The sequence below is a fragment of the Streptomyces mobaraensis NBRC 13819 = DSM 40847 genome, from assembly GCF_017916255.1.
GTDB classification, from domain to species: Bacteria; Actinomycetota; Actinomycetes; order Streptomycetales; family Streptomycetaceae; genus Streptomyces; species Streptomyces mobaraensis.
Map to the genome: position 1 here is coordinate 2,076,107 of NZ_CP072827.1, position 20,450 is coordinate 2,096,556.

At 71.5% G+C, this 20,450-nt stretch carries 18 protein-coding genes and 1 riboswitch; of the genes, 6 read left to right on the forward strand and 12 right to left on the reverse strand.

The window, feature by feature from the left end:
* Positions 1 to 207 precede the first annotated feature (207 nt).
* Entirely contained in the window at positions 208 to 1,578 is a 1,371-nt protein-coding gene (locus J7W19_RS08485) for an NYN domain-containing protein (RefSeq protein ID WP_086025262.1), read from the reverse strand.
* Between the two features lie 320 nt (positions 1,579 to 1,898).
* Between J7W19_RS08485 and J7W19_RS08490 the strand changes: the two genes are divergently transcribed.
* Together J7W19_RS08490 and J7W19_RS08495 are read left to right on the forward strand one after the other, a co-directional pair.
* A complete protein-coding gene (locus J7W19_RS08490) occupies positions 1,899 to 2,630 on the forward strand; it encodes a rhomboid family intramembrane serine protease (protein ID WP_040891205.1) in 732 nt (243 codons plus the stop codon).
* On the forward strand, positions 2,627 to 2,908 hold the full coding sequence (locus tag J7W19_RS08495) for an Lrp/AsnC family transcriptional regulator (RefSeq protein WP_004949419.1): 282 nt from the start codon (positions 2,627 to 2,629) through the stop codon (positions 2,906 to 2,908). Before J7W19_RS08490 ends, J7W19_RS08495 begins: the two co-directional genes overlap by 4 nt.
* A 256-nt stretch (positions 2,909 to 3,164) precedes the next feature.
* Here the strand turns inward: J7W19_RS08495 and J7W19_RS08500 are convergent, their stop codons facing one another.
* The 6 genes from J7W19_RS08500 to ctaE form a co-directional block, all read right to left on the reverse strand.
* A complete protein-coding gene (locus J7W19_RS08500) occupies positions 3,165 to 4,475 on the reverse strand; it encodes an aminotransferase class V-fold PLP-dependent enzyme (RefSeq protein WP_004956447.1) in 1,311 nt (436 codons plus the stop codon).
* A gap of 155 nt (positions 4,476 to 4,630) precedes the next feature.
* Positions 4,631 to 4,748, reverse strand: a riboswitch (SAM riboswitch).
* A 114-nt stretch (positions 4,749 to 4,862) separates the two neighbouring features.
* On the reverse strand, positions 4,863 to 5,930 hold the full coding sequence (gene trpD, locus J7W19_RS08505; protein ID WP_152264353.1) for an anthranilate phosphoribosyltransferase: 1,068 nt from the start codon (positions 5,928 to 5,930) through the stop codon (positions 4,863 to 4,865).
* Positions 5,931 to 6,084: 154 nt separating this feature from the next.
* Positions 6,085 to 7,725: a cytochrome bc1 complex cytochrome b subunit gene (gene qcrB, locus J7W19_RS08510; RefSeq protein WP_004954076.1), complete on the reverse strand. Its 1,641-nt coding sequence runs from the start codon at positions 7,723 to 7,725 to the stop codon at positions 6,085 to 6,087.
* Positions 7,722 to 8,777 (reverse strand): cytochrome bc1 complex Rieske iron-sulfur subunit, encoded by a 1,056-nt coding sequence (qcrA, locus tag J7W19_RS08515; RefSeq protein WP_040892440.1) that lies wholly within the window; start codon positions 8,775 to 8,777, stop codon positions 7,722 to 7,724. The genes qcrB and qcrA overlap by 4 nt, the downstream gene beginning before the upstream one ends.
* Entirely contained in the window at positions 8,774 to 9,583 is an 810-nt protein-coding gene (qcrC, locus tag J7W19_RS08520) for a cytochrome bc1 complex diheme cytochrome c subunit (RefSeq protein ID WP_004954080.1), read from the reverse strand. Before qcrC ends, qcrA begins: the two co-directional genes overlap by 4 nt.
* Positions 9,584 to 9,651: 68 nt before the next feature.
* Positions 9,652 to 10,272, reverse strand: coding sequence for an aa3-type cytochrome oxidase subunit III (gene ctaE, locus J7W19_RS08525; RefSeq protein WP_004954082.1), 621 nt, complete (start codon positions 10,270 to 10,272; stop codon positions 9,652 to 9,654).
* 330 nt (positions 10,273 to 10,602) lie between these two features.
* Here ctaE and J7W19_RS08530 point away from each other — a divergent pair, with 330 nt between their 5' ends.
* Positions 10,603 to 11,016, forward strand: coding sequence for a hypothetical protein (locus J7W19_RS08530; protein ID WP_004954085.1), 414 nt, complete (start codon positions 10,603 to 10,605; stop codon positions 11,014 to 11,016).
* A 1-nt stretch (position 11,017) separates the two neighbouring features.
* On the opposite strand, the gene J7W19_RS08535 is transcribed toward J7W19_RS08530, so the two are convergent.
* From J7W19_RS08535 to ctaC, 4 genes are all read right to left on the reverse strand, one after another.
* The gene (locus J7W19_RS08535; RefSeq protein WP_040892442.1) at positions 11,018 to 12,262 is read right to left on the reverse strand and encodes a L,D-transpeptidase; all 1,245 of its coding nucleotides are present in this window, start codon (positions 12,260 to 12,262) and stop codon (positions 11,018 to 11,020) included.
* Positions 12,263 to 12,388: 126 nt separating this feature from the next.
* Positions 12,389 to 12,787, reverse strand: coding sequence for a cytochrome c oxidase subunit 4 (locus J7W19_RS08540; RefSeq protein WP_004954088.1), 399 nt, complete (start codon positions 12,785 to 12,787; stop codon positions 12,389 to 12,391).
* Positions 12,784 to 14,505 (reverse strand): aa3-type cytochrome oxidase subunit I, encoded by a 1,722-nt coding sequence (ctaD, locus tag J7W19_RS08545; protein ID WP_004954090.1) that lies wholly within the window; start codon positions 14,503 to 14,505, stop codon positions 12,784 to 12,786. Before ctaD ends, J7W19_RS08540 begins: the two co-directional genes overlap by 4 nt.
* Complete coding sequence (gene ctaC / locus J7W19_RS08550) at positions 14,502 to 15,467, reverse strand: aa3-type cytochrome oxidase subunit II (protein WP_004954092.1); 966 nt, start codon at positions 15,465 to 15,467, stop codon at positions 14,502 to 14,504. Before ctaC ends, ctaD begins: the two co-directional genes overlap by 4 nt.
* Positions 15,468 to 15,730: 263 nt before the next feature.
* Here ctaC and J7W19_RS08555 point away from each other — a divergent pair, with 263 nt between their 5' ends.
* Complete coding sequence (locus tag J7W19_RS08555; protein WP_004954094.1) at positions 15,731 to 17,113, forward strand: cysteine desulfurase/sulfurtransferase TusA family protein; 1,383 nt, start codon at positions 15,731 to 15,733, stop codon at positions 17,111 to 17,113.
* A gap of 252 nt (positions 17,114 to 17,365) precedes the next feature.
* Here J7W19_RS08555 and J7W19_RS08560 read toward each other — a convergent pair whose 3' ends face one another.
* Positions 17,366 to 18,343, reverse strand: coding sequence for a carbohydrate kinase family protein (locus J7W19_RS08560; RefSeq protein WP_004954097.1), 978 nt, complete (start codon positions 18,341 to 18,343; stop codon positions 17,366 to 17,368).
* Between the two features lie 193 nt (positions 18,344 to 18,536).
* On the opposite strand from J7W19_RS08560, the gene J7W19_RS08565 reads away from it, so the two are divergent.
* On the forward strand, positions 18,537 to 18,773 hold the full coding sequence (locus tag J7W19_RS08565) for a hypothetical protein (RefSeq protein ID WP_152264358.1): 237 nt from the start codon (positions 18,537 to 18,539) through the stop codon (positions 18,771 to 18,773).
* A 122-nt stretch (positions 18,774 to 18,895) separates the two neighbouring features.
* A complete protein-coding gene (locus J7W19_RS08570) occupies positions 18,896 to 20,422 on the forward strand; it encodes a hypothetical protein (protein WP_004946542.1) in 1,527 nt (508 codons plus the stop codon).
* Positions 20,423 to 20,450: the final 28 nt, after the last annotated feature.

The window sequence follows — 20,450 nt, forward strand, 5'->3', positions numbered from 1 at the left end:
CGAGGCCAGACCTTAGTGACCTCATATGATCGGTTCAAATCCCCTGAGGGAAATCGTTGCTCAGCTTTCACGTTGTTGACGTGGGGGGGTGCCCCGGTCCCGCCCTTTCACCGTTTCCTGGGCGCTGCGCCCCCAGACCCCCGCTTTCGCGGCTCCGCCGCTCGTCCTCAAACGCCGGACGGGCTGACCCTTCAGCGGGACCGGGGCTCAGGTCCGCGCCAGCCGCCGCAGCAGCAACGCCGAAGCCACCGGCCGAGCCCCCACCTTGGCGACCCCGTCGGCCACCTCCCGGTCGGTGGACACGACCACCACGGGCCGCCCGGGCGGCTCGGCCCGGACAAGCTGACGGATCAGCTCGTCCGCCGTCACCCCGGGCTTGCTGAAGAGCACCCGCACCCCGCGCGGCGGCGCGAGCAGCACCGGGGCGGCCAGTTCGGCGCCGTCGAAGACGCACGTCATCTCGGCGCCGGTCTGGGCGGCGAGCATGGACAGACCGCCGAGCAGCCGCAGCCGCTGCTTGTCCAACGGCATCGTCGGATAGCCGGTCTTGGTGACGTTGTAGCCGTCGACCACCAGATGCGCCTGCGGCAGGGCGAGCAGTTGGTCCAGCAGGGCGGGATCGGTCTCGGACAGGGCGCGCGCCGCGATGTCCTTGGGCGTCATCCGCCCGGGCTCCACCGCGTCCACGAGGTCGGCGGGGTGCACGGAGGTGGGGGGCAGGGCCAGTTCGCGGCGCAGCCCCTGGGCGGCGTCGAGGACGGTGTCGAGCAGCAGCCGCAGCCGCATGTCCTCGACGCTGCGCCCCTCGCGGACCGCCCGGCGGCTCGCTTCCAGGGCGGACTCGGCCTCCGCGAGCCGGGCCTTGACGCGCCGGGTCTCGCCCAGGGCGGCGGCCAGTTCGGCGGCGGCCTCGGTACGCAGCGACTCCAGCTCGGCGTGCGCCTTGCGGAGCGCCGCCTCGCCGCGGCGTACGTCGTTGAGGGCGCTGCGCAGCTTGCGGTGCAGGCCCTCGCCCTCCTTGCGGACGGCCTCCAGCTCGGCGCGGGCCCGGTCGGCCTCGGTACGGGCCTCGTCGCGCACCCGGGCGAGCTCCTCGCGGAGCTGCCGCAGTTCGCGCTGGGCCTCCTCGCCGGCCCGTTCGGCGCTGGCCCGCTGTGCCTCCTCGCCGGCGGCGGTGACCAGCTTCACCCAGCCCGGCGGGCGCAGCACGAAGGCCATGGCCGCGACGTCCTCGGGGTCGGCGGCGGCGGGCGGCGAACCGGCCTCCAGGGCGCGGGCCAGCTCGGAGCCGGTCTCCCGCAGCCGGGCGGAGATCCGCTGCCGGAACGCGGTGTCCGTCTCGACGGCCGCGGCCATGGCGTTGCCCGCGAACTTGGCCCGGCGCGCGGGGGTGAACCGGGCGTACTGGCGGAGCTGCGCGGGGAGTTCGGCGACCGTCAGTCCGCCGAACGCGTCGGCGACGAGTCCGATGACACGGCGCCGGATGCCCTCGGGCAACGGGCGGTCGAGCACCTCGCCGACGCCGTCGGCCCGGCCGTCGTCGTCACCGGCCGTCTCCTCGCCGTCCGTGTGCTCCACCACGCGTGTCCGCTCCGTTCCTCAGCTCGTCCCCGGACGGTCCACCGGCCCGGTCTCCGGCCCCGCTTCCCGTCCCGCCCCGGCCGGACGGCTCACGCGGGGGCGTGGGGGGTGCCCGCACGGGGTGCGGCGCCACCGGGCGGTGGCGGTCGGCCGGGGAACGTCCATGGTGCCGTCCGTCCTGTTCGTGGCGTGCGGGGTGCGGGGCGTTCGTCGTAACCCTACGGCCTGCCCGCCCCGTGGCGGGTTGGGACCGGCACGAGCCGGAGCGACCGGCGAGGCTCTCCGTACCGCTTGCCCTGGTACGCCATGATCTGCCCATGATCGTAAAGGCAGTGCGGCGGGACCGGCCCCGCACCCCCTGGGTCACCCGTACCGTTCTGGCCACCTGCTGCGCGGTCTTCCTGATCGGTCCGGCGTCCGGCCTCGATCCCTCGTACGGCACCGGCGCCGACCTGATCGCCGCGCAGACCGCCTACTTCGAGCGGTGGGGCGTGGTGCCGGACGAGCTCTGGCACGGGCTGCCGGGGTCGCTCGCCACCCCGTTCACCGCCCTGTTCGTGCACGGCAACTGGCTGCATCTGCTCGGCAACATGCTCTTCCTCCACGTCTTCGGGGCGATGACCGAGGAGCGCATGGGCCGCCTCTCGTTCGCCCTGTGCTACGTCACCACCGGCTTCCTCGCCCTGCTCGGCTACGCCGCCGTGCACGCCGGATCCGCCCAGTCGCTGGTCGGCGCCTCCGGGGCGATCTCCGGGATCCTCGGGGCCTTCCTGCATCTCTTCCCCCGAGCCCGGGTGACCAGCCTCTTCCCGTTCCTCTTCTTCCTCCCGCTGCGCTTCCCCGCCTGGGCCGTCCTCCTCTTCTGGTTCGCCCTCCAGTGGCCCGGCGTCGGCGCCCCCGACGACCGCCCCGGAGTCGCCTACCTCGCCCACGTCATGGGCTTCGCCCTCGGCTTCGGCTTCGCATGGGTGTGCCGGGAACGGCCGGTTAGAGTGAAATCCCCCGTGAACGACGCGGCCGGGTCCACCGAAGGAGACAAACCGACGTGATCACCTCGATCGTGCTCATCAAGACCGACGTGGACCGGATCCCCGAGATCGCCGAACAGATCGCGGCGCTGGAGGGGGTGAGCGAGGTGTTCTCCGTGACCGGGGCGTACGACCTCATCGCGATGGTGCGGGTGGCTCGGCACGATGATCTGGCGGAGGTCATTCCGGGGCGGATCAGCAAGGTGCCCGGGGTGGCGTCGACCGAGACGCACATCGCGTTCCGCACGTATTCGCAGCATGATCTGGAGGCGGCGTTCGCGATCGGGCTGGACAGCTAGGCGCTCACGCGGGGCGCCTGCGGCGGGGGGATGCCCCGGTCCCACCCCTTCGCCGCTTCCTGGGGCTGCGCCCCAGACCCCCTTTTTCGCGGCTTCGCCGCTCGTCCTCAAACTCCCCCAGAGGGGGCACCCCCAACGGGCTGAATAGGGCGCCCACTCCAGCCTGTCCGGCGTTTGAGGACAACCGCGCGGAGCGCGGTTGCGGGGGTGGGGGGGCTCGCCCCCGCAAGAAACGGTGAAAGGGCGGGGCCGGGGCTCAAACCCCGCGCCGCACCAACTCCCCCACCGCCCGCACAAACCGCTCGATGTGCTCATCCGGCGTCCCAACGCCAAAGCTCACCCGCACGGCCGAGCCCTCCGCAAGGAGAGCCCGCACCAACGGATGCGCGCAGAAGAGACCGTCGCGCACCCCGATCCCGTACTCCGCCGAGAGCGCCGCGGCGAACGCCGAACTCTCCCACCCGTCCACGACGAACGACACCACCCCCACCCGCGGCGCGTCCTCCCCGAACAGGGACAGCACCCGGACCCCCGGCACCGCGGCGAGCCCCTCCCGAAGGCGCCTGAGCAGCACATCCTCCCGGGCGGCGAGTCGCTCGAAACCGGCCTCGCTCAGCGCGCGGCACGCGGAGGCGACGGCGTGCGCGCCGATCACGTTGGGGGACCCGGCCTCGTGCCGCGCGACGGTGTCGAACCACTCGACGGCGGGCGCGCCGGACGCGTCCCGCCGCACGCTGCGCGTCGCGCCGCCGCCCGCGAGGTACGGCTCGGCCGCCCGCAGCCAGTCCGCGCGCCCCGCCAACACCCCCGCGCCGAACGGCGCGTACAGCTTGTGGCCGGAGAAGGCGACCCAGTCGACGTCGAGTTCGGCGATGTCCACCGCGCGGTGCGGCGCGAGCTGTGCCGCGTCGAGGACGATACGGGCGCCGTGCGCGTGCGCGGCGGCGGCGAGTTCACGGACGGGCCAGACCTCGCCGGTCACGTTGGACGCGCCCGTCACGCACACCAGCGCGGGACCGTACGGCTCCCGCGCGGCCAGCGCCCGTTCCAGCGTCTCGACGGTCTGCGCGTGGCTGCGCGGCGCGTCCAGCCAGGTGACGGGCGTCTCGCCGGTCTCGGCACGGCGGGCCCAGGGCAGCAGGGCGGCGTGGTGCTCGGTCTCGAAGACGAACACCCGGGTGCCGGCGGGCAGGGCGGCGGCGAGGAGGTTGAGCGAGTCGGTGGTGGACCGGGTGAAGACCACCTGGTCGTCGGGGCGGCAGCCGAGGAATGCGGCGACGGTCGCGCGGCTGTTCTCGAACAGCTCGGTGGAGAGCTGCGAAAGGTACCCGGCCCCCCGGTGCACGCTGCCGTAGTACGGCGCGTAGGCGGCGACGTCGTCCCACACCCGCTGCAGGGCGGGCGCGCTCGCCGCGTAGTCGAGGGCGGCGTAGGGGACTTCGCCACCGCCGGCGACGGGGACGCGGACGTCCCGGCCGAGGACGGGCAGCGGCAGGGACGGCGCGGGGGCGGAGGCAGGGGCGGAGACGACGGCGGTGGGGGCGGGGACCGAAACGGCGGAGGACATGGCGAACTCCCGTGGCAGGCAGGCGAGATCACTGCGCGGCGGCACGGCGGCGCAGGAGAAGGGGAACGTGCGGGCGCGGAGAAGGGGCTCTCGGCCCTAGCGCATTCGCTGGATCACGGAAGGAACTCCCTCGACGACCAGGATCCCTGGCGAGGGATCCGCGCTTGCCGCAGACCTCGCTGCCTGCGGCCCGGTCATCACCCGGGGCACCCCGCCACGGACGGAGGGTTGCCGGACAGCGGGCCGGGGCCTGTGTCGCTGTCACTCGTGACCTGGCGGCGAGTATGGCATAACGGATCACGGCGGGGAAAGCGTGGTCCGTGATACGGACGGCTGACGTCCGGAGGGTGGTGCCCCGGTCCCTCTGGGGGAGGGACCGGGGCACCCTCACCCCCCGTTGCTCACCCGCACCCACCGCTCCAACGTCCCCCGCGCAGCGCCGGAGTCGATCGACTCCGCCGCCCGCGCCATCCCCGCCGCGATCCGCACCGCGAGCGGCTCGTCGGACGGCTCCAGAGCCGCCAGCGCCGCCGCCGAGTTCAGCAGCACCGCGTCCCGCACGGGACCGGTCTCGCCCGCCAGCACCCGTCGCGCCACATCCGCGTTGTACGACGCGTCGGCGCCCCGCAGTGCCTCCACCGGCACCAGCTCGATGCCCACGTCCCGCGGATCGAAGTGCTCCTCCCGCACCACACCATCCCGTACGACCCACACCCGCGACGTGGCCGTGGTCGTCAGCTCGTCCAGCCCGTCGTCGCCCCGGAACACCAGCGCCGACGACCCCCGTTCGGCGAGGACACCGGCCAGGATCGGCGCCATCCGCGCGTCGGCGACACCGGTGGCCTGGGCCCGGACGCGGGCCGGGTTGGTGAGCGGGCCGAGGACGTTGAACGTCGTCCGGACGCCGAGTTCGCGGCGGGCGGCGGCGACGTGCCGCAGCGCGGGGTGGAACTTCACGGCGAAGCAGAAGGTGATGCCGGCCTCGCGGGCCACCTCCACCACCCGCTCCGGGGAGAGGTCCAGGTTGACGCCGAGCTTCTCCAGGACGTCGGAGGCGCCGCTCGCGGAGGACGCGGCCCGGTTGCCGTGCTTGACGACCTTCACGCCCGTCCCGGCCACGACGATCGACGACATCGTCGAGATGTTCACCGTCTTGGCGCCGTCGCCGCCGGTGCCGACGATGTCCACGCTGGGGCCGGGCACCTCGATGAGGTTGGCGTGCGCGTACATGGCCCGTACCAGGCCGGAGATCTCGGCGACCGTCTCGCCCTTGGCCCGCAGGGCCACGGCGAAGCCGGCGATCTGGGCGTCGGTGGCGGCCCCGCGCATGATGCGGTCCATGGCCCAGGCGGTGTCGTCCGCGCCCAGGTCCCGTCCGCCGAGCAGCGCCTCCAGGATGCCGGGCCAGGACCGGGACACCGTGCCGTCGCCGCCTGCCGGGGTCGCAACGTTCATGGTCCACGCTCCTGGTGGTCGATCCGGGGCCCTGTCCTCGCAGGGCACGTGCCCAGCCTAACCAGGTCCCGGGACGGCGAAGAGCCCCGTCCATGCCGTGGACGGGGCTCCTGCCGTGGCGATCAGCTGTGATCAGTATCCGGTGATCAGGGGATCAGTGGTGGCCGTGGCCGCTCGTGATCTCCTGGTACTCCTCCGCCGTGGCCTTGGGGACGAACTTGTCCTCCCCGTACATGCTCTTGGAGAGCCGGACCTTCATCTTCTGGCCCATGGACGCCTTGCGCGCGACGCCGTTCTTGTCGACCTCGGGCTCCAGCTCCAGCGGCTTCGGCTGCTCGTGCGCGGTGAGCGTGTGCAGCTGCTCCTGCGTGAGCGGCTCGTGGACCTCCACGAACTCACCGTGCGGCAGGCGCTTGATGATGCCGGACTCGCGGCCGTGCAGGACCTTCTCCCGGTCGCGCCGCTGGAGACCCATGCAGATCCGGCGGGTGGCGATGAACGACAGCACCGGAACCACGAAGAAGCCGATGCGGACGAACCAGGTGATCGCGTTGAGCGACAGGTGGAAGTGGGTGGCCCACAGGTCGTTTCCACCGCCGACCAGCATCACGAAGTACGCGGCGATCCAGGCGACGCCGAAGGCGGTGCGCGTCGGAGCGTTGCGCGGACGGTCCAGCAGGTGGTGCTCCCGCTTGTCGCCGGTCGCCCAGGCCTCCAGGAACGGCCAGAAGGCGATGGCGAAGAGCACCAGCGGGAAGATGACCAGCGGAATGAACACGCCCAGGACCAGGGTGTGGCCCCAGATGTTGATCTCCCAGCCCGGCATGACGCGGATCAGACCCTCGGCGAAGCCCATGTACCAGTCGGGCTGGGCGCCGGTGGACACCTGGTCCGGCCGGTAGGGGCCGATCTCCCAGATGGGGTTGATCGTGGCGATCGCCGCGATGGCCGCGATGGCACCGAAGACGAGGAAGAAGAAGCCTCCCGCCTTGGCCATGTAGACCGGCAGCAGCGGCATGCCGACGACGTTCTTCTCGGTGCGGCCCGGACCCGGGTACTGGGTGTGCTTGTGGTAGATGACCAGGATCAGGTGGGCCACCACGAGACCGAGCATGATGCCCGGCAGCAGCAGGATGTGGACCGAGTAGAACCGGGCCACGAAGTCCCCGCCGGGGAACTCCCCGCCGAACACGAACATCGACAGGTAGGTGCCGATGACCGGGACGGACAGGATCGCGCCGTCCACGAAGCGCACACCGGTGCCGGAGAGCAGGTCGTCCGGCAGCGAGTAGCCGGTGAAACCGGTGAACATGCCGAGGAAGAACAGCAGGAAGCCGAACATCCAGTTGATCTCACGCGGCTTGCGGAACGCACCCGTGAAGAACACGCGCATCATGTGCACGAACATGCCGGCGAGGAAGATCAGCGCGGCCCAGTGGTGGATCTGCCGGATGAGCAGACCACCGCGGACGTCGAAGCTGATGTGCAGCGTCGAGGAGAACGCCTCGGACATCCGCTGTCCCTGGAGCGGGACGTAGGAGCCGTGGTAGACGACCTCGTTCATGCTCGGGTGGAAGAACAGCGTCAGATACACACCCGTGAGGATGATGATCAGGAAGCTGTAGAGGCAGACCTCGCCCAGCATGAAGGACCAGTGGTCCGGGAAGATCTTCCGCATGTTGGCCTTGGCCAGGCTGTAGATGCCCAGCCGGCCGTCGGCCCAGTCGGCGACCCGCTCACCCGCGGGTGCCTTGCGGCCGGGCTTGCCGGCCGCGTTCGTCTCTGCAGTACTCATCCGCGCTCCCAGAAGGCAGGACCGACGGGCTCGGCGAAGTCGCCCATCGCCTCGAGGTAGCCCTTGTCATTGACCTTGATCCGCAGCTGCGGAAGGGCGTGCCCGGCCGGACCGAAGACCACGCGACCGCCGTCGGAGAGGTCGAAGGTGGACTGGTGGCACGGGCAGAGCACGTGGTGGGTCTGCTGCTCGTAGAGGCTGATCGGGCAGCCCACGTGCGTGCAGATCTTGGAGAACGCGACGATGCCGTCGACCGACCAGTCCAGTTCCTTCTTGTCCTTGATGTCCTCCGGGCGGAGCCGGACGATCATCAGGGCCGCCTTGGCGATCTGGACCTGGAAGTCGTGGTCCTCCTCCGACATGCCCTGCGGCATGGCGAAGGTGAGGGAGCCGACCTGGACGTCCTCGGGACGCAGGGGCTGCATCGTGTTCTGGTTGACCAGCAGCTTGCCGGCCGCCCACTTGGACTTGCGGAGCTTGGTGCCCGGCTTGGGGCCCAGGCCGCCGAAGAGGAAGAGGGCGGAGAGCGGCATCAGCGCCAGGGCGCCGAACATCGTGTTGCGGATCAGCGGACGGCGGCCCATCGCCGACTCTTTGGCACCCTCGGCGAAGTCGGCCATGACCTTGGCCTTGACCTCGGGGGACGCCTCGATCGGGTGGCGCTCGTCGATGCGCTCCTCGTCGGACATCAGGGTGCGGGCCCAGTGGACCGCGCCCGCGCCGATGCAGAACAGGGCCACGCCGAGGGTGAGACCCAGCGTGAAGTTCATGGCGCTGATGTGACCGAGCGGGAACACATAGATGTTCTTGTCGATCGGGATGGCCAGGTAGGCGGCGATGAAACCGACCGTGGCCAGCATGGACAGCGTGAACATGAACGCCACGGCGCGCTCGGAGCGCTTGGCGGCCCGCTCGTCGATGTCCTGTACGCGGTGCTCGTGCGGCGGCAGGCCCGGGTCGGCGAAGGGGTCGCCCTTGACCGTCACCGCGCCCTCGCGCGTGTCGCCCTGCTTGCTCGGCAGGGTCTCTTCTGGAATGTCTTGGCTACTCATGACTTCTTGGCCTTTGCGGTCCGGGCGGCGACCCAGATGGCGAGGGCGATCAGCGCGCCGAGGCCGAAGATCCACCCGAACAGACCCTCACTGACCGGGCCGAGCCCGCCCAGGTTGAGGCCGCCCGGGCTCTCCGACTTGCTGGTGTTGACCTCGTCGAGGTACGCGATGATGTCCTTCTTGTTCTTCTGGGACATCGTGGTGTCGGGGAAGGACGGCATGTTCTGCGGGCCGGTCTGCATGGCCTCGTAGATGTGCTTGGGGTCGACGTCCTCCAGGCTGGGCGCGAACTTGCCGTTCGACAGCGCGCCGCCCTTGCCCGTGAAGTTGTGGCACTGGGCGCAGTTCGTACGGAACAGTTCGCCGCCCTTGGCGATGTCGCCGCCGTCGGGGCTGTACTGGTCCTTCGAGGGAACCGACGGACCCGCGCCGAGCGAGGCGATGTACGCGGCGAGCTGGTCGGTCTGCGCCTGCGTGTACACCGGCTTCTTGCGGGGCGCCTGGGCGCCCTGCTGCTGCATCGGCATACGACCGGTGCGGACCTGGAAGTCCACGGCCGCGGAACCCACGCCGACCAGGCTCGGCCCGTCGGAGGTGCCCTGAGCGCCGGTGCCGTGGCAGCTGGCACAGCCGACGGAGTAGAGCTTCTTGCCCTCCTCGATGGCCAGGGACTGGGCGGTGTCATCGGCCTTGGCCGACTCGGCCGGCGCGAAAGCGGCGTACAGCCCCCCGGTGACCGCCAGCGCGAAGAGTAGGACGACGACCGCCGCCAGCGGATGGCGTCGTCGTGCGGAGAGCTTTTTCACGGATTACCCCGGTGTCAGGATCTTCTGCGTCGATGCTGGACTGTTGGTCCGGTGCGGGACGGGACCGATTACTTGATCAAGTAGATCGTGGCGAAGAGGCCGATCCACACCACGTCGACGAAGTGCCAGTAGTAGGAGACGACGATGGCCGCCGTCGCCTGGTGGTGGGTGAACCTCTTGGCCGCGTACGTCCTGCCCAGGACCAGCAGGAAGGCGATGAGTCCGCCCGTCACGTGCAGGCCGTGGAAGCCGGTCGTCAGGTAGAAGGCCGAGCCGTACGCGTCGGAAGACAGCGAGAGGCCCGCCTCCTTGACCAGGTCGGTGTACTCGAAGATCTGGCCACCGATGAAGATGGCACCCATCACGAAGGTGATCACGAACCAGGTGCGCAGCTTCTTCACGTCACCGCGCTCGGCCGCGAACACGCCGAGCTGACACGTGAGCGAGGAGAGCACCAGGATCGTGGTGTTCCCCGCCGAGAACGGGACGTTCAGATGCGACGCCATGTCCGACCAGTGGTCGGTGCCGGTCACCGAACGCAGGGTGAAGTACATCGCGAAGAGGGCCGCGAAGAACATCAGCTCGGAACTCAGCCAGATGATGGTTCCGACGCTGGTGAGGTTCGGTCGGTTGACCGAGGGGTGCGCGTGCCCGGTATCTACTGCTGTTGCTGTCGCCACGACCGACATTATGTCGGTCGCTTATCTCGCGCTCACTCCGGGGGGTGCCGTTCGGTGTGTCAAGGACGTGTGCCCTGCTCGTACGGCCGAATCCGACAGTCACCCGACAAGCGCCGAGTCGTCCCCCGAAGGGGGGAAGGAGTCCTTCCGCAGGGCTTCCGCGGGGCTCCCGGGCCGGTGGTGACGGGCCGTCGGCGCCGGTGCGGAGCGGGGTCGGCGGTCACCGCGGTGATCGCGCCCTCCTCGGCGGCCCCTCCCGCGGAGTAGCATCCGCGCCAGCGGTCCCCTCGTTCCACAGCTGTGCCCGAGACACCCGATGTCATGAGCGTGGAGGTAACGATGCAGCCGACGGCCACGGTGCTGGTCTACAGCGACGACGCGCGCACCCGCGAACAGGTGCGGCTGGCCGGCGGCCGGCGCCCGGCGGCGGACCTGCCGCCGGTGGAGTACCTGGAGTGCGCCACCCTCCCGGCCGTGCTGCGGACGCTGGCGGAACACCGCGTGGACGTCTGCGTCCTGGACGGCGAGACGGCCCCCGCGGGCGGGATGGGCGTCTGCCGGCAGCTGAAGGACGAGGTGTTCCGGTGCCCGCCGGTGCTGCTGCTGATGGGCCGCCCGCAGGACGCCTGGCTGGCCACCTGGAGCCGGGCGGACGCGGCGGTGACGCACCCGGTGGACCCGGTGGCCTTCGCCGCCGCGCTGGCCGGGCTGCTGCGCGACCGGGCGGGGGCGCACGCCACCGCGGACGCCTGAGTCAGACGCGGGGCCGCAGCCGGGCCGCGTCGGCCGGGGTGGCCCCCTCGCGCGTCCCGGCGGCCAGGGCGCTGCCCTTGCGCCAGTCCTCCCACGAGAGGTTCCAGTCGCCGAAGCCGTTGTCGAAGGGCGTCATGGTGGCGCCCGCGCTGCCGACGACCTTGACGATGTCCCCCACCCGGACGGTGTCGAAGAACCATTTGGCGTTCTCGGTGGACATGCCGGTGCAGCCGTGGCTGACGTTGTCGGCGCCCTGCGAGCCGACGGACCAGGGCGCGGCGTGCACGTATTCGCCGCTCCAGGTCACCCGGGTGGCCCAGTAGACGGGCAGGTCGTAGGAGTCGGCACTGCCCTCGGCGATGCCGATGGTGTCCCCGCGCATCCGTACGAATGATTCCTGGCCGAGGATCACCTTGACCCCGTTGCGGGTGTCGTAGCCGGGCTTGCCGGTGGTGACCGGGATGGAGCGGATCTCCTGGCCGTTCTTCAGGACGGTCATGTAGTGCCCGGCGGCGTCGGTGACGGCCTCCACCCGGTCGCCCGTGTCGAGGTGCAGCGGCTTGGACGGGCCGCCGTACATGCCGCCGCCGACCTTGATGCCGTCGAGGGTGGCGTGGACGTCGATGGACGCGTGGGCGGGCCAGTAGTCCTTGGGGCGGTAGTGCAGCACCCGGTTGTTCACCCAGTACCAGGAGCCCTGGACGGCGGGGCGCGAGTCCACCCGCAGGGTGCGTTCGACGACGGCCCGCGCGGCGGGGGTCTGGACGGGGGTGCTGAGTTCGGCGGTGATGGGCTGTCCGACGCCGTAGGTGCCGGTCTTGGGGCCGAACGTGACCGTCAGCAGCCGGGTGGCCGGGCCGGTGTCGAAACCGATCGTACGGCGGCCCTGGGCCCCGTCCTCGTCCTCGGTGCTCACCCGGACCGTGTAGTGCGCGCCGGCCGCGAGGGAGCCGGTGCTGCGCCAGTGCGAGCCGTCGGGGGCCAGTTCGCCGCCCACGTAGCGGCCCGCGGCGTCGGTGGCGATGACGTCGGTGATGCGGTCGTCGCCGGTGGCCGTCACTTCGAGGGGCACGCTCGGGTCGACCTTGCGGCCGTCCTCGGCGCCCTTCAGCACGACCTGGCCGGCGGCGTCGTAGGGCGCGTCGGCCAGCGGGTTGGACGAGCTGCACCCGGCGATCCCCAGCGCCAGGGGGACCAGCAGCAGCGCGCCGCCGAGCACCGTGCGGCGTCGAGGAGAGTGGCTCATGGTCACACCGTAGGAAGAATCGCCTCCTTCGGCCCCCGGGGAGGGGCAAACGGGTGGGCTGAGACGCCGAAGGCCGGGCCCCGCACACCGAGTGGTGTGCGGGGCCCGGCCCGTGCGACGGGGAACCTACTGGTTCTGGTTCTCGCCGCGGTAGAACTCGAACACCCAGCCGAAGAGGCCGACCGCGATCAGGGGGGCGGAGAAGTACATCAGCCACCAGCCGATCGCGATGGACGCGAAGGCGAGGGCGCCACCGACCGCCAGGGACAGCGGCTGCCAGCTGTGCGGGGCGAAGAAGCCCAGCTCACCGGCGTCGTCCGCGACGTCCGCGTTCTTGTTGTCCTGCGCCCCGGCGTCCACCCGGCGCGCGGTGAACGCCAGGTAGTAGCCGACCATGATGCACAGGCCGAAGGCGAGGAACAGCGCGGTCGTGCCCGCCGGCTCCTTCGACCACACGCCGTAGACGACGGCCATGGCCAGGATGAAGACGGAGAGCCAGATGAACATCCGGCCTTGGATCTTCACTTGCCGGCCTCCTTGCCACCCACGAGGGCCTTGTCAGCGAGGTTCTCCTCGAGCTCCAGCGCCGCGATCTCCGGGTGGTGCAGGTCGAACGCCGGGGATTCGGAGCGGATGCGCGGCAGCGTGAGGAAGTTGTGCCGCGGCGGCGGGCAGGAGGTCGCCCACTCCAGCGAGCGGCCGTAGCCCCACGGGTCGTCGACCTCGACCTTCTTGCCGTACTTGGCGGTCTTCCAGACGTTGTAGAAGAACGGCAGGATCGACAGGCCGAGCAGGAACGAGCTGATGGTGGAGATGGTGTTCAGCGTGGTCCAGCCGTCGGCCGCCAGGTAGTCGGCGTACCGGCGGGGCATGCCCTCCGCGCCCAGCCAGTGCTGGACGAGGAACGTGCCGTGGAAGCCCACGAACAGCGTCCAGAAGGTGATCTTGCCGAGCCGCTCGTCCAGCATCTTGCCGGTGAACTTCGGCCACCAGAAGTGGAATCCGGCGAACATCGCGAACACCACGGTGCCGAAGATGACGTAGTGGAAGTGCGCGACGACGAAGTACGAGTCGGAGACGTGGAAGTCCATCGGCGGCGAGGCCAGGATGACGCCGGTCAGACCACCGAAGGTGAAGGTGATCAGGAAGCCGATCGCCCAGAGCATCGGGGTCTCGAAGGACAGCGAGCCCTTCCACATGGTGCCGATCCAGTTGAAGAACTTCACACCGGTCGGGACCGCGATCAGGAAGGTCATGAAGGAGAAGAACGGCAGCAGCACACCGCCGGTCACGTACATGTGGTGCGCCCACACCGTCACCGAGAGGCCGGCGATGGAGATGGTGGCCGCGATCAGACCCCAGTAACCGAACATCGGCTTGCGGGAGAAGACCGGGATGACCTCGGAGATGATGCCGAAGAACGGCAGGGCGATGATGTAGACCTCGGGGTGGCCGAAGAACCAGAAGAGGTGCTGCCACAGCAGGGCGCCGCCGTTGGCCGCGTCGAAGATGTGGGCCCCGAACTTGCGGTCCGCCTCCAGCGCGAAGAGCGCGGCGGCCAGCACCGGGAAGGCCAGCAGGACCAGGACACCGGTCAGCAGGACGTTCCAGGTGAAGATCGGCATACGGAACATCGTCATGCCGGGCGCGCGCATGCAGATGATGGTGGTGATGAAGTTGACCGAGCCGAGGATCGTACCGAAGCCGGAGAAGGCCAGACCCATGATCCACAGGTCACCGCCGACACCCGGGGAGTGGGCGGCGTCGGTCAGCGGCGCGTAGGCGAACCAGCCGAAGTCGGCCGCACCCTGCGGGGTGAGGAAGCCGGCCACGGCGATCAGCGAGCCGAACAGGTACAGCCAGTAGGCGAACATGTTCAGTCGCGGGAACGCCACGTCGGGCGCGCCGATCTGGAGCGGCATGATCCAGTTCGCGAAGCCGGCGAACAGCGGCGTCGCGAACATCAGCAGCATGATCGTGCCGTGCATCGTGAACGCCTGGTTGAACTGCTCGTTCGACATGATCTGCGTGCCGGGGCGAGCGAGTTCGGCGCGCATCAGCAGCGCCATGACGCCGCCGATGCAGAAGAACACGAACGACGTGACCAGGTACAGGGTCCCGATCGTCTTGTGGTCGGTGGTGGTCAGCCACTTGATCACCTGGTTGCCTGGCGCCTTGGCGCGAACAGGCGGTGCTGCCGGGGCTGATGCGGCGGCACCCTGGGGTTCGTTGAGGATGCTCACTTGTTCTTGGTCTCCGCGTTCTTCGCGTGATCCGTCTGCGCGATGCCCGCCGGCAGGTAGCCGGTCTGACCCTTCTCGGCCAGCTCCTTGAGGTGCTTCTGGTACCGCTCAGGAGAGACGACCTTGACGTTGAAGAGCATCCGCGAGTGGTCCTGCCCACAGAGCTCGGCGCACTTGCCCCGGAAGGTGCCCTCCCGGTTGGGGGTCACCGTGAAGCTGTTGGTGTGGCCCGGGATGACGTCCTGCTTCATCAGGAACGGCAGCACCCAGAAGGAGTGGTTGACGTCGCGGGAGGTGAGGACGAACTCGACCGTCTCCCCCTTGGGCAGCCACAGCGTGGGGCCGGGCATGCCGTTCTGCGGGTTCCGCGTGCCCGGGATGCCGGTGTCGTAGACGCCCGCCGCGTCCGCCGGGGCCTTCTTCAGGAACCGGTCGGGGATGGCGTCGAGCTCCTTGATGTCGCGCAGCGCCTTGCCCGGCTTCTGGCCCTGGGCGGTCTCCATGTAGTTGAAGGCCCAGTTCCACTGGAAGCCGATCACGTTCACGACGTGCTTCGGCTTGTCGGGGTTGGCGATGAGCTTGTTCTCGTCACGGGCCGTGAAGTAGAAGAGCACCGAGACGATGAGGATCGGGACCACGGTGTACAGCGCCTCGAGAGGCATGTTGTACCGGGTCTGGGTAGGAACCTCGATCTTGCTCCGGCTGCGCCGGTGGAAGATGACGCTCCAGAGGATCAGGCCCCACACCAGGACACCGACCGCGAGGGCCGCGGCCCACGAGCCCTGCCACAGGGAGAGGATCCGCGGCGCCTCCTCCGTGACGGGAGTGGGCATTCCGAGGCGGGGAAAGTCCTTCGATGTGCAACCGGTGGCGGTCGCCAGAACAGCGCCCGCGGCCAGCGCCTGCAGCAGCTTCCGCCGCACCGGGCGCCGCGACGAGCGGTCGGAGCCGTTGGGACTCACGTAGCGCCTTCCCGAGAGTCTCGCCCGCGCGGCCGGCTGCGGCCGTCTCGGTCGGTCGCCGGCCCGCTGCGGGCAGGGTTTGGATGTTTATGCGGACCAAACCCTACTGGACGCTATTTGGGGTCGCGCGGGGAGGGTGCCCAACGCGCCGGGGGGCCGGTCCACAACTCACCGAAGGGATGGAACCACCGGCTCCGGGCGGGATCTGGGAGGCCGTCAGCCCAGGCCCGCGCGGGGGCGCGGCGCGCGCTAGGTTCGGTGACGTGCCCTACTTCGACGCCGCCTCCGCCGCTCCCCCGCACCCCGTCGCCCGTCAGGCGCTGCTCGCCGCCCTCGACGAGGGCTGGGCCGACCCCGCCCGGCTCCACCGGGAGGGCCGGCGGGCCCGGTTGCTGCTCGACGCGGCCCGGGAGACCGCGGCCGAGGCGGTCGGCTGCCGCCCGGACGAACTTTCCTTCACCCCTTCGGGTACCCGCGCGCTGCACGACGGCATCGCCGGCGCGCTCGGCGGCCGCCGCCGGACCGGCCGCCATCTGGTGGTGTCCTCGGTCGAGCACTCCGCCGTCCTCCACGCGGCCGACGCCCTGGAGGCGGACGGCGGGAGCGTCACCCGGGTGGGTGTGGACCGGACCGGTCTCGTCGACCCCGCCGAGTACGCGGCGGCGCTGCGCCCCGACACCGCGCTGGCCGCCCTCCAGTCGGCCAACCACGAGACCGGCACGGAGCAGCCGCTGGCCGAGGTCGCGGCGGTGTGCCGGGCCGCGGGGGTGCCGCTGCTGGTGGACGCGGCGCAGTCGCTCGGCTGGGGGCCGGTCCCGGAGGGCTGGTCGCTCCTCACGGCCAGCGCGCACAAGTGGGGCGGCCCGGCGGGCGTCGGCTTGCTGGCCGTCCGCAAGGGCACGCGCTTCTCGCCGCGCGGCCCGGTGGACGAACGGGAGGGGGGCCGCGCGCCCGGCTTCCCCGACCTGCCCGCGATCGTCGCGGCGGCGGCCTCGCTGCGGGCGGTACGGGCGGAGGCCGACGCGGAGGCGGCCCGGCTGCGCGCCCTCGTCGACCGCGTCCGCGCCCGCGTCCCCGCCCTGGTCCCCGACGTGGAGGTCGTCGGCCACCCCGCCCGGCGCCTGCCGCACATCGTCACCTTCTCCTGCCTCTACGTCGACGGCGAGGCCCTCCTCCACGCCCTCGACCGCGAGGGCTTCTCCGTCTCCTCCGGCTCCTCCTGCACGTCCAGCACGCTGGAACCGAGCCATGTGCTGCGGGCGATGGGGGTGCTGTCGGAAGGGAATGTGCGGGTTTCGCTGCCGCGGGGTGCTCTCGCGACTGACGTCGAGCGGTTCCTGGAGGTATTGCCCGGGGTGGTGGACGGGGTCCGACGACACCTCGGGGCGCCTCCGGTAGCACCGGCCCCCGCTGCCGGGGAGGCGGAGGTCGTCGTGGACGCGCTCGGGAAGCGGTGTCCGATCCCCGTGATCGAGCTGGCGAAGGTGTTCGACCGGGTGCCGGTCGGGGGGTTGGTGACCGTGCTGTCGGATGACGAGGCCGCGCGGCTGGATGTTCCTGCGTGGTGCGATATGCGGGGGCAGGAGTATGTGGGGGAACGGGTGGTGGAGGGTGGGGTGGGGTATACGGTGCGGCGGGTTTCGTAGGGGGGTGTGCCCCGGTCCCGCCCTTTCACCGTTTCCTGGGGCTGCGCCCCAGCCCCCCTTCGCGGCTCCGCCGCTCGTCCTCAAACTCCCCCAGAGGGGGCACCCCCAACGGGCTGATTTCAGCCCGTCCGGCGTTTGAGGACAACCGCGCGGAGCGCGGTTTCGGGGGCGCGGGGGCGCAGCCCCTGCAAGAAACGGTGAAATGGGGGTGCCCCCTCTGGGGGAGGGACCGGGGCACAGCCCCCGCAGGGGTCAGCCGGCCAGGCGCGCCTGGACCTCCGCAGCGGCCTCGTGGCCGTAAGCCTTCGCGAACCGCTCCATGAAGTGCCCCCGCCGCAGCTCGTACTCCTGAGTACCCAGCGTCTCGATCACGAGCGTGGCCAGCATGCAGCCGAGCTGAGCGGACCGCTCAAGGGAGAGCTCCCAGGTCAGCCCCGCGAGGAAGCCCGCGCGGAACGCGTCGCCGACGCCCGTCGGGTCGACCTTCGCCTGCTCCTCCGCGCAGCCGACCTCGATCGTCGGCTCGCCGATCCGCTCGATGCGCACCCCGCGGGAGCCGAGGGTGGTGACGCGGGTGCCGACCTTGGCGAGGATCTCGTCGCCGGTCCAGCCGGTCTTGGACTCGATCAGGGCCTTCTCGTACTCGTTGGTGAACAGGTACGTGGCGCCCTCGACGAGCTGCCGGATGTCGTCGCCGTCCATGCGGGCGAGCTGCTGGGAGGGGTCGGCGGCGAAGGGGATGCCGCGGGTGCGGCACTCCTCCGTGTGGCGGAGCATCGCCTCGGGGTCGTCGGCGCCGATCAGCACCAGGTCGAGGCCGCCGACGCGGTCGGCGACCGGCTGGAGCTCGATGAGGCGGGCCTCGCTCATGGCGCCGGTGTAGAAGGACGCGATCTGGTTGTGGTCGGTGTCCGTGGTGCAGACGAAACGCGCGGTGTGCAGGACCTCGGAGATGTGCACCGACTCCGTGTCGACGCCGTGCCGGTCCAGCCAGGCGCGGTAGTCGGCGAAGTCCTCGCCCGCCGCGCCGACGAGGATGGGGCGCAGGCCCAGGACGCCCATGCCGAAGCAGATGTTGGGGGCGACGCCGCCGCGGCGGACGTCGAGTTCGTCGACGAGGAAGGACAGGGAGACCGTGTGCAGCTGGTCCGCCACGAGCTGGTCGGCGAATCGGCCGGGGAACGTCATCAGGTGGTCGGTGGCGATGGAGCCGGTGACAGCGATACGCACGGCGAATCTGCTCCTTGCGGGGCGAGGTGGTGAAGGGCGATGGCGCTACGGGAGAAAGCGGGTCGAACAGTAAAAGGCCGTACCACGCTATCGGCTCCCGCTCGGGACGCCAGTCCCGATCTCGCCACGAGCGGCTGAATTTACCTGATGACCGGCCTTTCTCCGTGGCCGTGACGGTCAGTACGGTGCCGGTATGGCGACTCATGTGAAGCACGTCACCCCGGCCGTTCCGCCCGGCGCGGAGACCGCCGCCGACGGTGACACCCTCGCCGCGCTGCGCCGGGACTGCGCCGGGATGCTGCCGCACTGGCGGGTCCCGGCGCCCGACGACGTCCCCGGCGAGGCGCCCGCGGCGCGGCCGCCGCACGGGGTGTCGGTGCCGGAGCGGACGGTGCGGCTGCTGCGCGGTATGTCCGAGTACGGCGACTGAGCCCACCACGCCGCCCGGCCCCGCCGTGGAACCGCCCGCTCCCCCGCTCCGTCCCACCGGCGCCTCACCCCGGCCGGGGCGGGGACCGGGACACCGGTGGAGCGGAGCGAAGGAGCGATGCGGTGGGCACCGAGGGCGACACCTCCGGCAAGCGGCGGCGGAAGTACTCGCCGCCGGTGGTCGCGTCGGTCGCGGCGGCCGTGCTGCTGGCCGGTGGCGGCGGCGCGTACTGGGCGGCGACGGCGGGCGGCGGTTCGTCCGGGCCGGCCGCGGAGGAGCGGGCGGTCCCCCCGCCGCCGCTGGCGCTGGACGACGACGGGGGCGCCGGCGCCGGCGGTTCGAGCGGGCCGCCGCCGGGCATCGCGGTGGGCGAGCCGGACCCGAACGGCGGCGGCACCCGCTACCGGGTCGAGGGGAAGCTGCCCGACGGCCCGGCCCGGGCCCCCGTGTACACGGCGGGCCGGGCGCCGACCGCCGCCGACGTGGCGGCGCTGGCCCGGGCGCTGGGGGTCAAGGGCGAGCCGCGGAAGGCGGACGGCGTCTGGACCGTCGGGTCGGGGGCCGAGCCGACGCTCCAGGTGGGGGCGGACGCGCCGGGCGACTGGACGTACGCGCTGCACGGGATCCCCGGCGGGAAGCCGTGCGTCCACCCGCCGGGCGCCGGGCCGGAGAAGGACCGCTCGGACGACGCTCCCGCCTGTCCGTCCTTCCGGGACTCCCATGACCGGCCCGGCGGTTCCGATCCGGCGGCGGCCCGGCCGGTGTCGGAGGACCGGGCGCGGGCGGCGGCCCGGCCGGTCCTCGCGGCCCTGGGACTGGGCGACGCGAAGGTGGACGCGAGCCGGGTGTTCGGCGCCGTGCGCACGGTCGCGGCCGATCCCGTGCTGGGCGGGCTGCCCACGTACGGCCGGCAGACGGTTCTGCGGGTCGGCGCGGACGGCCGGGTGACGGACGGCGCGGGCGCGGTGGTGACGCCGGTGAAGGGCGCGGAGTATCCGCTGGTCGGCGCCGCGCGGGCGCTCGACGAGCTCAACCGGCGGGCCGGGAAGGCCGGCGTGCGGATCGGGGGCTGTGCGACACCGGTGCCGGCGGACGAGGGCGCGGGGAGCAGCCCGGGGGCCGCCGCCTCGGGCCCGGGCTCCCCGCCCTGCGCGGGCGGGACGCTGCCGCGCGCCTCGGTGCCGATACGCGGGGCCACGTTCGCGCTGGCCGCGCGGTCGGTGGGAGGCCGTCCGGCGCTGGTGCCGTCGTGGCTGTTCGAGGCGGCGGTGCCGGGCGGCGGGAAGGCGACGGTGACGGTCGTCGAGCCGGCGGTGGACCCGAAGTACCTGACCTCCGCGCGGGGCACGCGGCCGGCCCCGGGCGGCGGGCCGGGGCGGGCGGTCCCGGCCCAGGTGACGTCGTACAGCGCCGACGGGACGCGGCTCACCCTGCACTTCTGGGGCGGGGTGTGCAGCGACTACGCGGCGTCCGCATCGGCCCAGTCGACGGCGGCGGTGACGGTGAAGGTCACGGGCGTCGAGCGGGAGCCCGGGCGGCCGTGTGTGCTGATGGCCCGGCGGTTCGACCGGAAGGTGGCGCTGGACCGGCCGCTGGACGGGCGGAAGGTGGTGGACGTGGTGACGGGCGAGCCGGTGCCGCGGGGCTGACGCCGCCCGGACACGCGGAAGGCGGGCA

Coding starts and splice junctions, on each gene's coding strand:
- J7W19_RS08535 (WP_040892442.1), bottom strand. CDS start 12,262: ATGAGCCACTCTCCTCGACGCCGCACGGTGCTCGGCGGCGCGCTGCTG.
- J7W19_RS08490 (WP_040891205.1), top strand. CDS start 1,899: ATGATCGTAAAGGCAGTGCGGCGGGACCGGCCCCGCACCCCCTGGGTC.
- J7W19_RS08530 (WP_004954085.1), top strand. CDS start 10,603: ATGCAGCCGACGGCCACGGTGCTGGTCTACAGCGACGACGCGCGCACC.
- qcrA (WP_040892440.1), bottom strand. CDS start 8,777: ATGAGTAGCCAAGACATTCCAGAAGAGACCCTGCCGAGCAAGCAGGGC.
- J7W19_RS08565 (WP_152264358.1), top strand. CDS start 18,537: ATGGCGACTCATGTGAAGCACGTCACCCCGGCCGTTCCGCCCGGCGCG.
- trpD (WP_152264353.1), bottom strand. CDS start 5,930: ATGAACGTTGCGACCCCGGCAGGCGGCGACGGCACGGTGTCCCGGTCC.
- qcrB (WP_004954076.1), bottom strand. CDS start 7,725: ATGAGTACTGCAGAGACGAACGCGGCCGGCAAGCCCGGCCGCAAGGCA.
- J7W19_RS08500 (WP_004956447.1), bottom strand. CDS start 4,475: ATGTCCTCCGCCGTTTCGGTCCCCGCCCCCACCGCCGTCGTCTCCGCC.
- ctaE (WP_004954082.1), bottom strand. CDS start 10,272: ATGTCGGTCGTGGCGACAGCAACAGCAGTAGATACCGGGCACGCGCAC.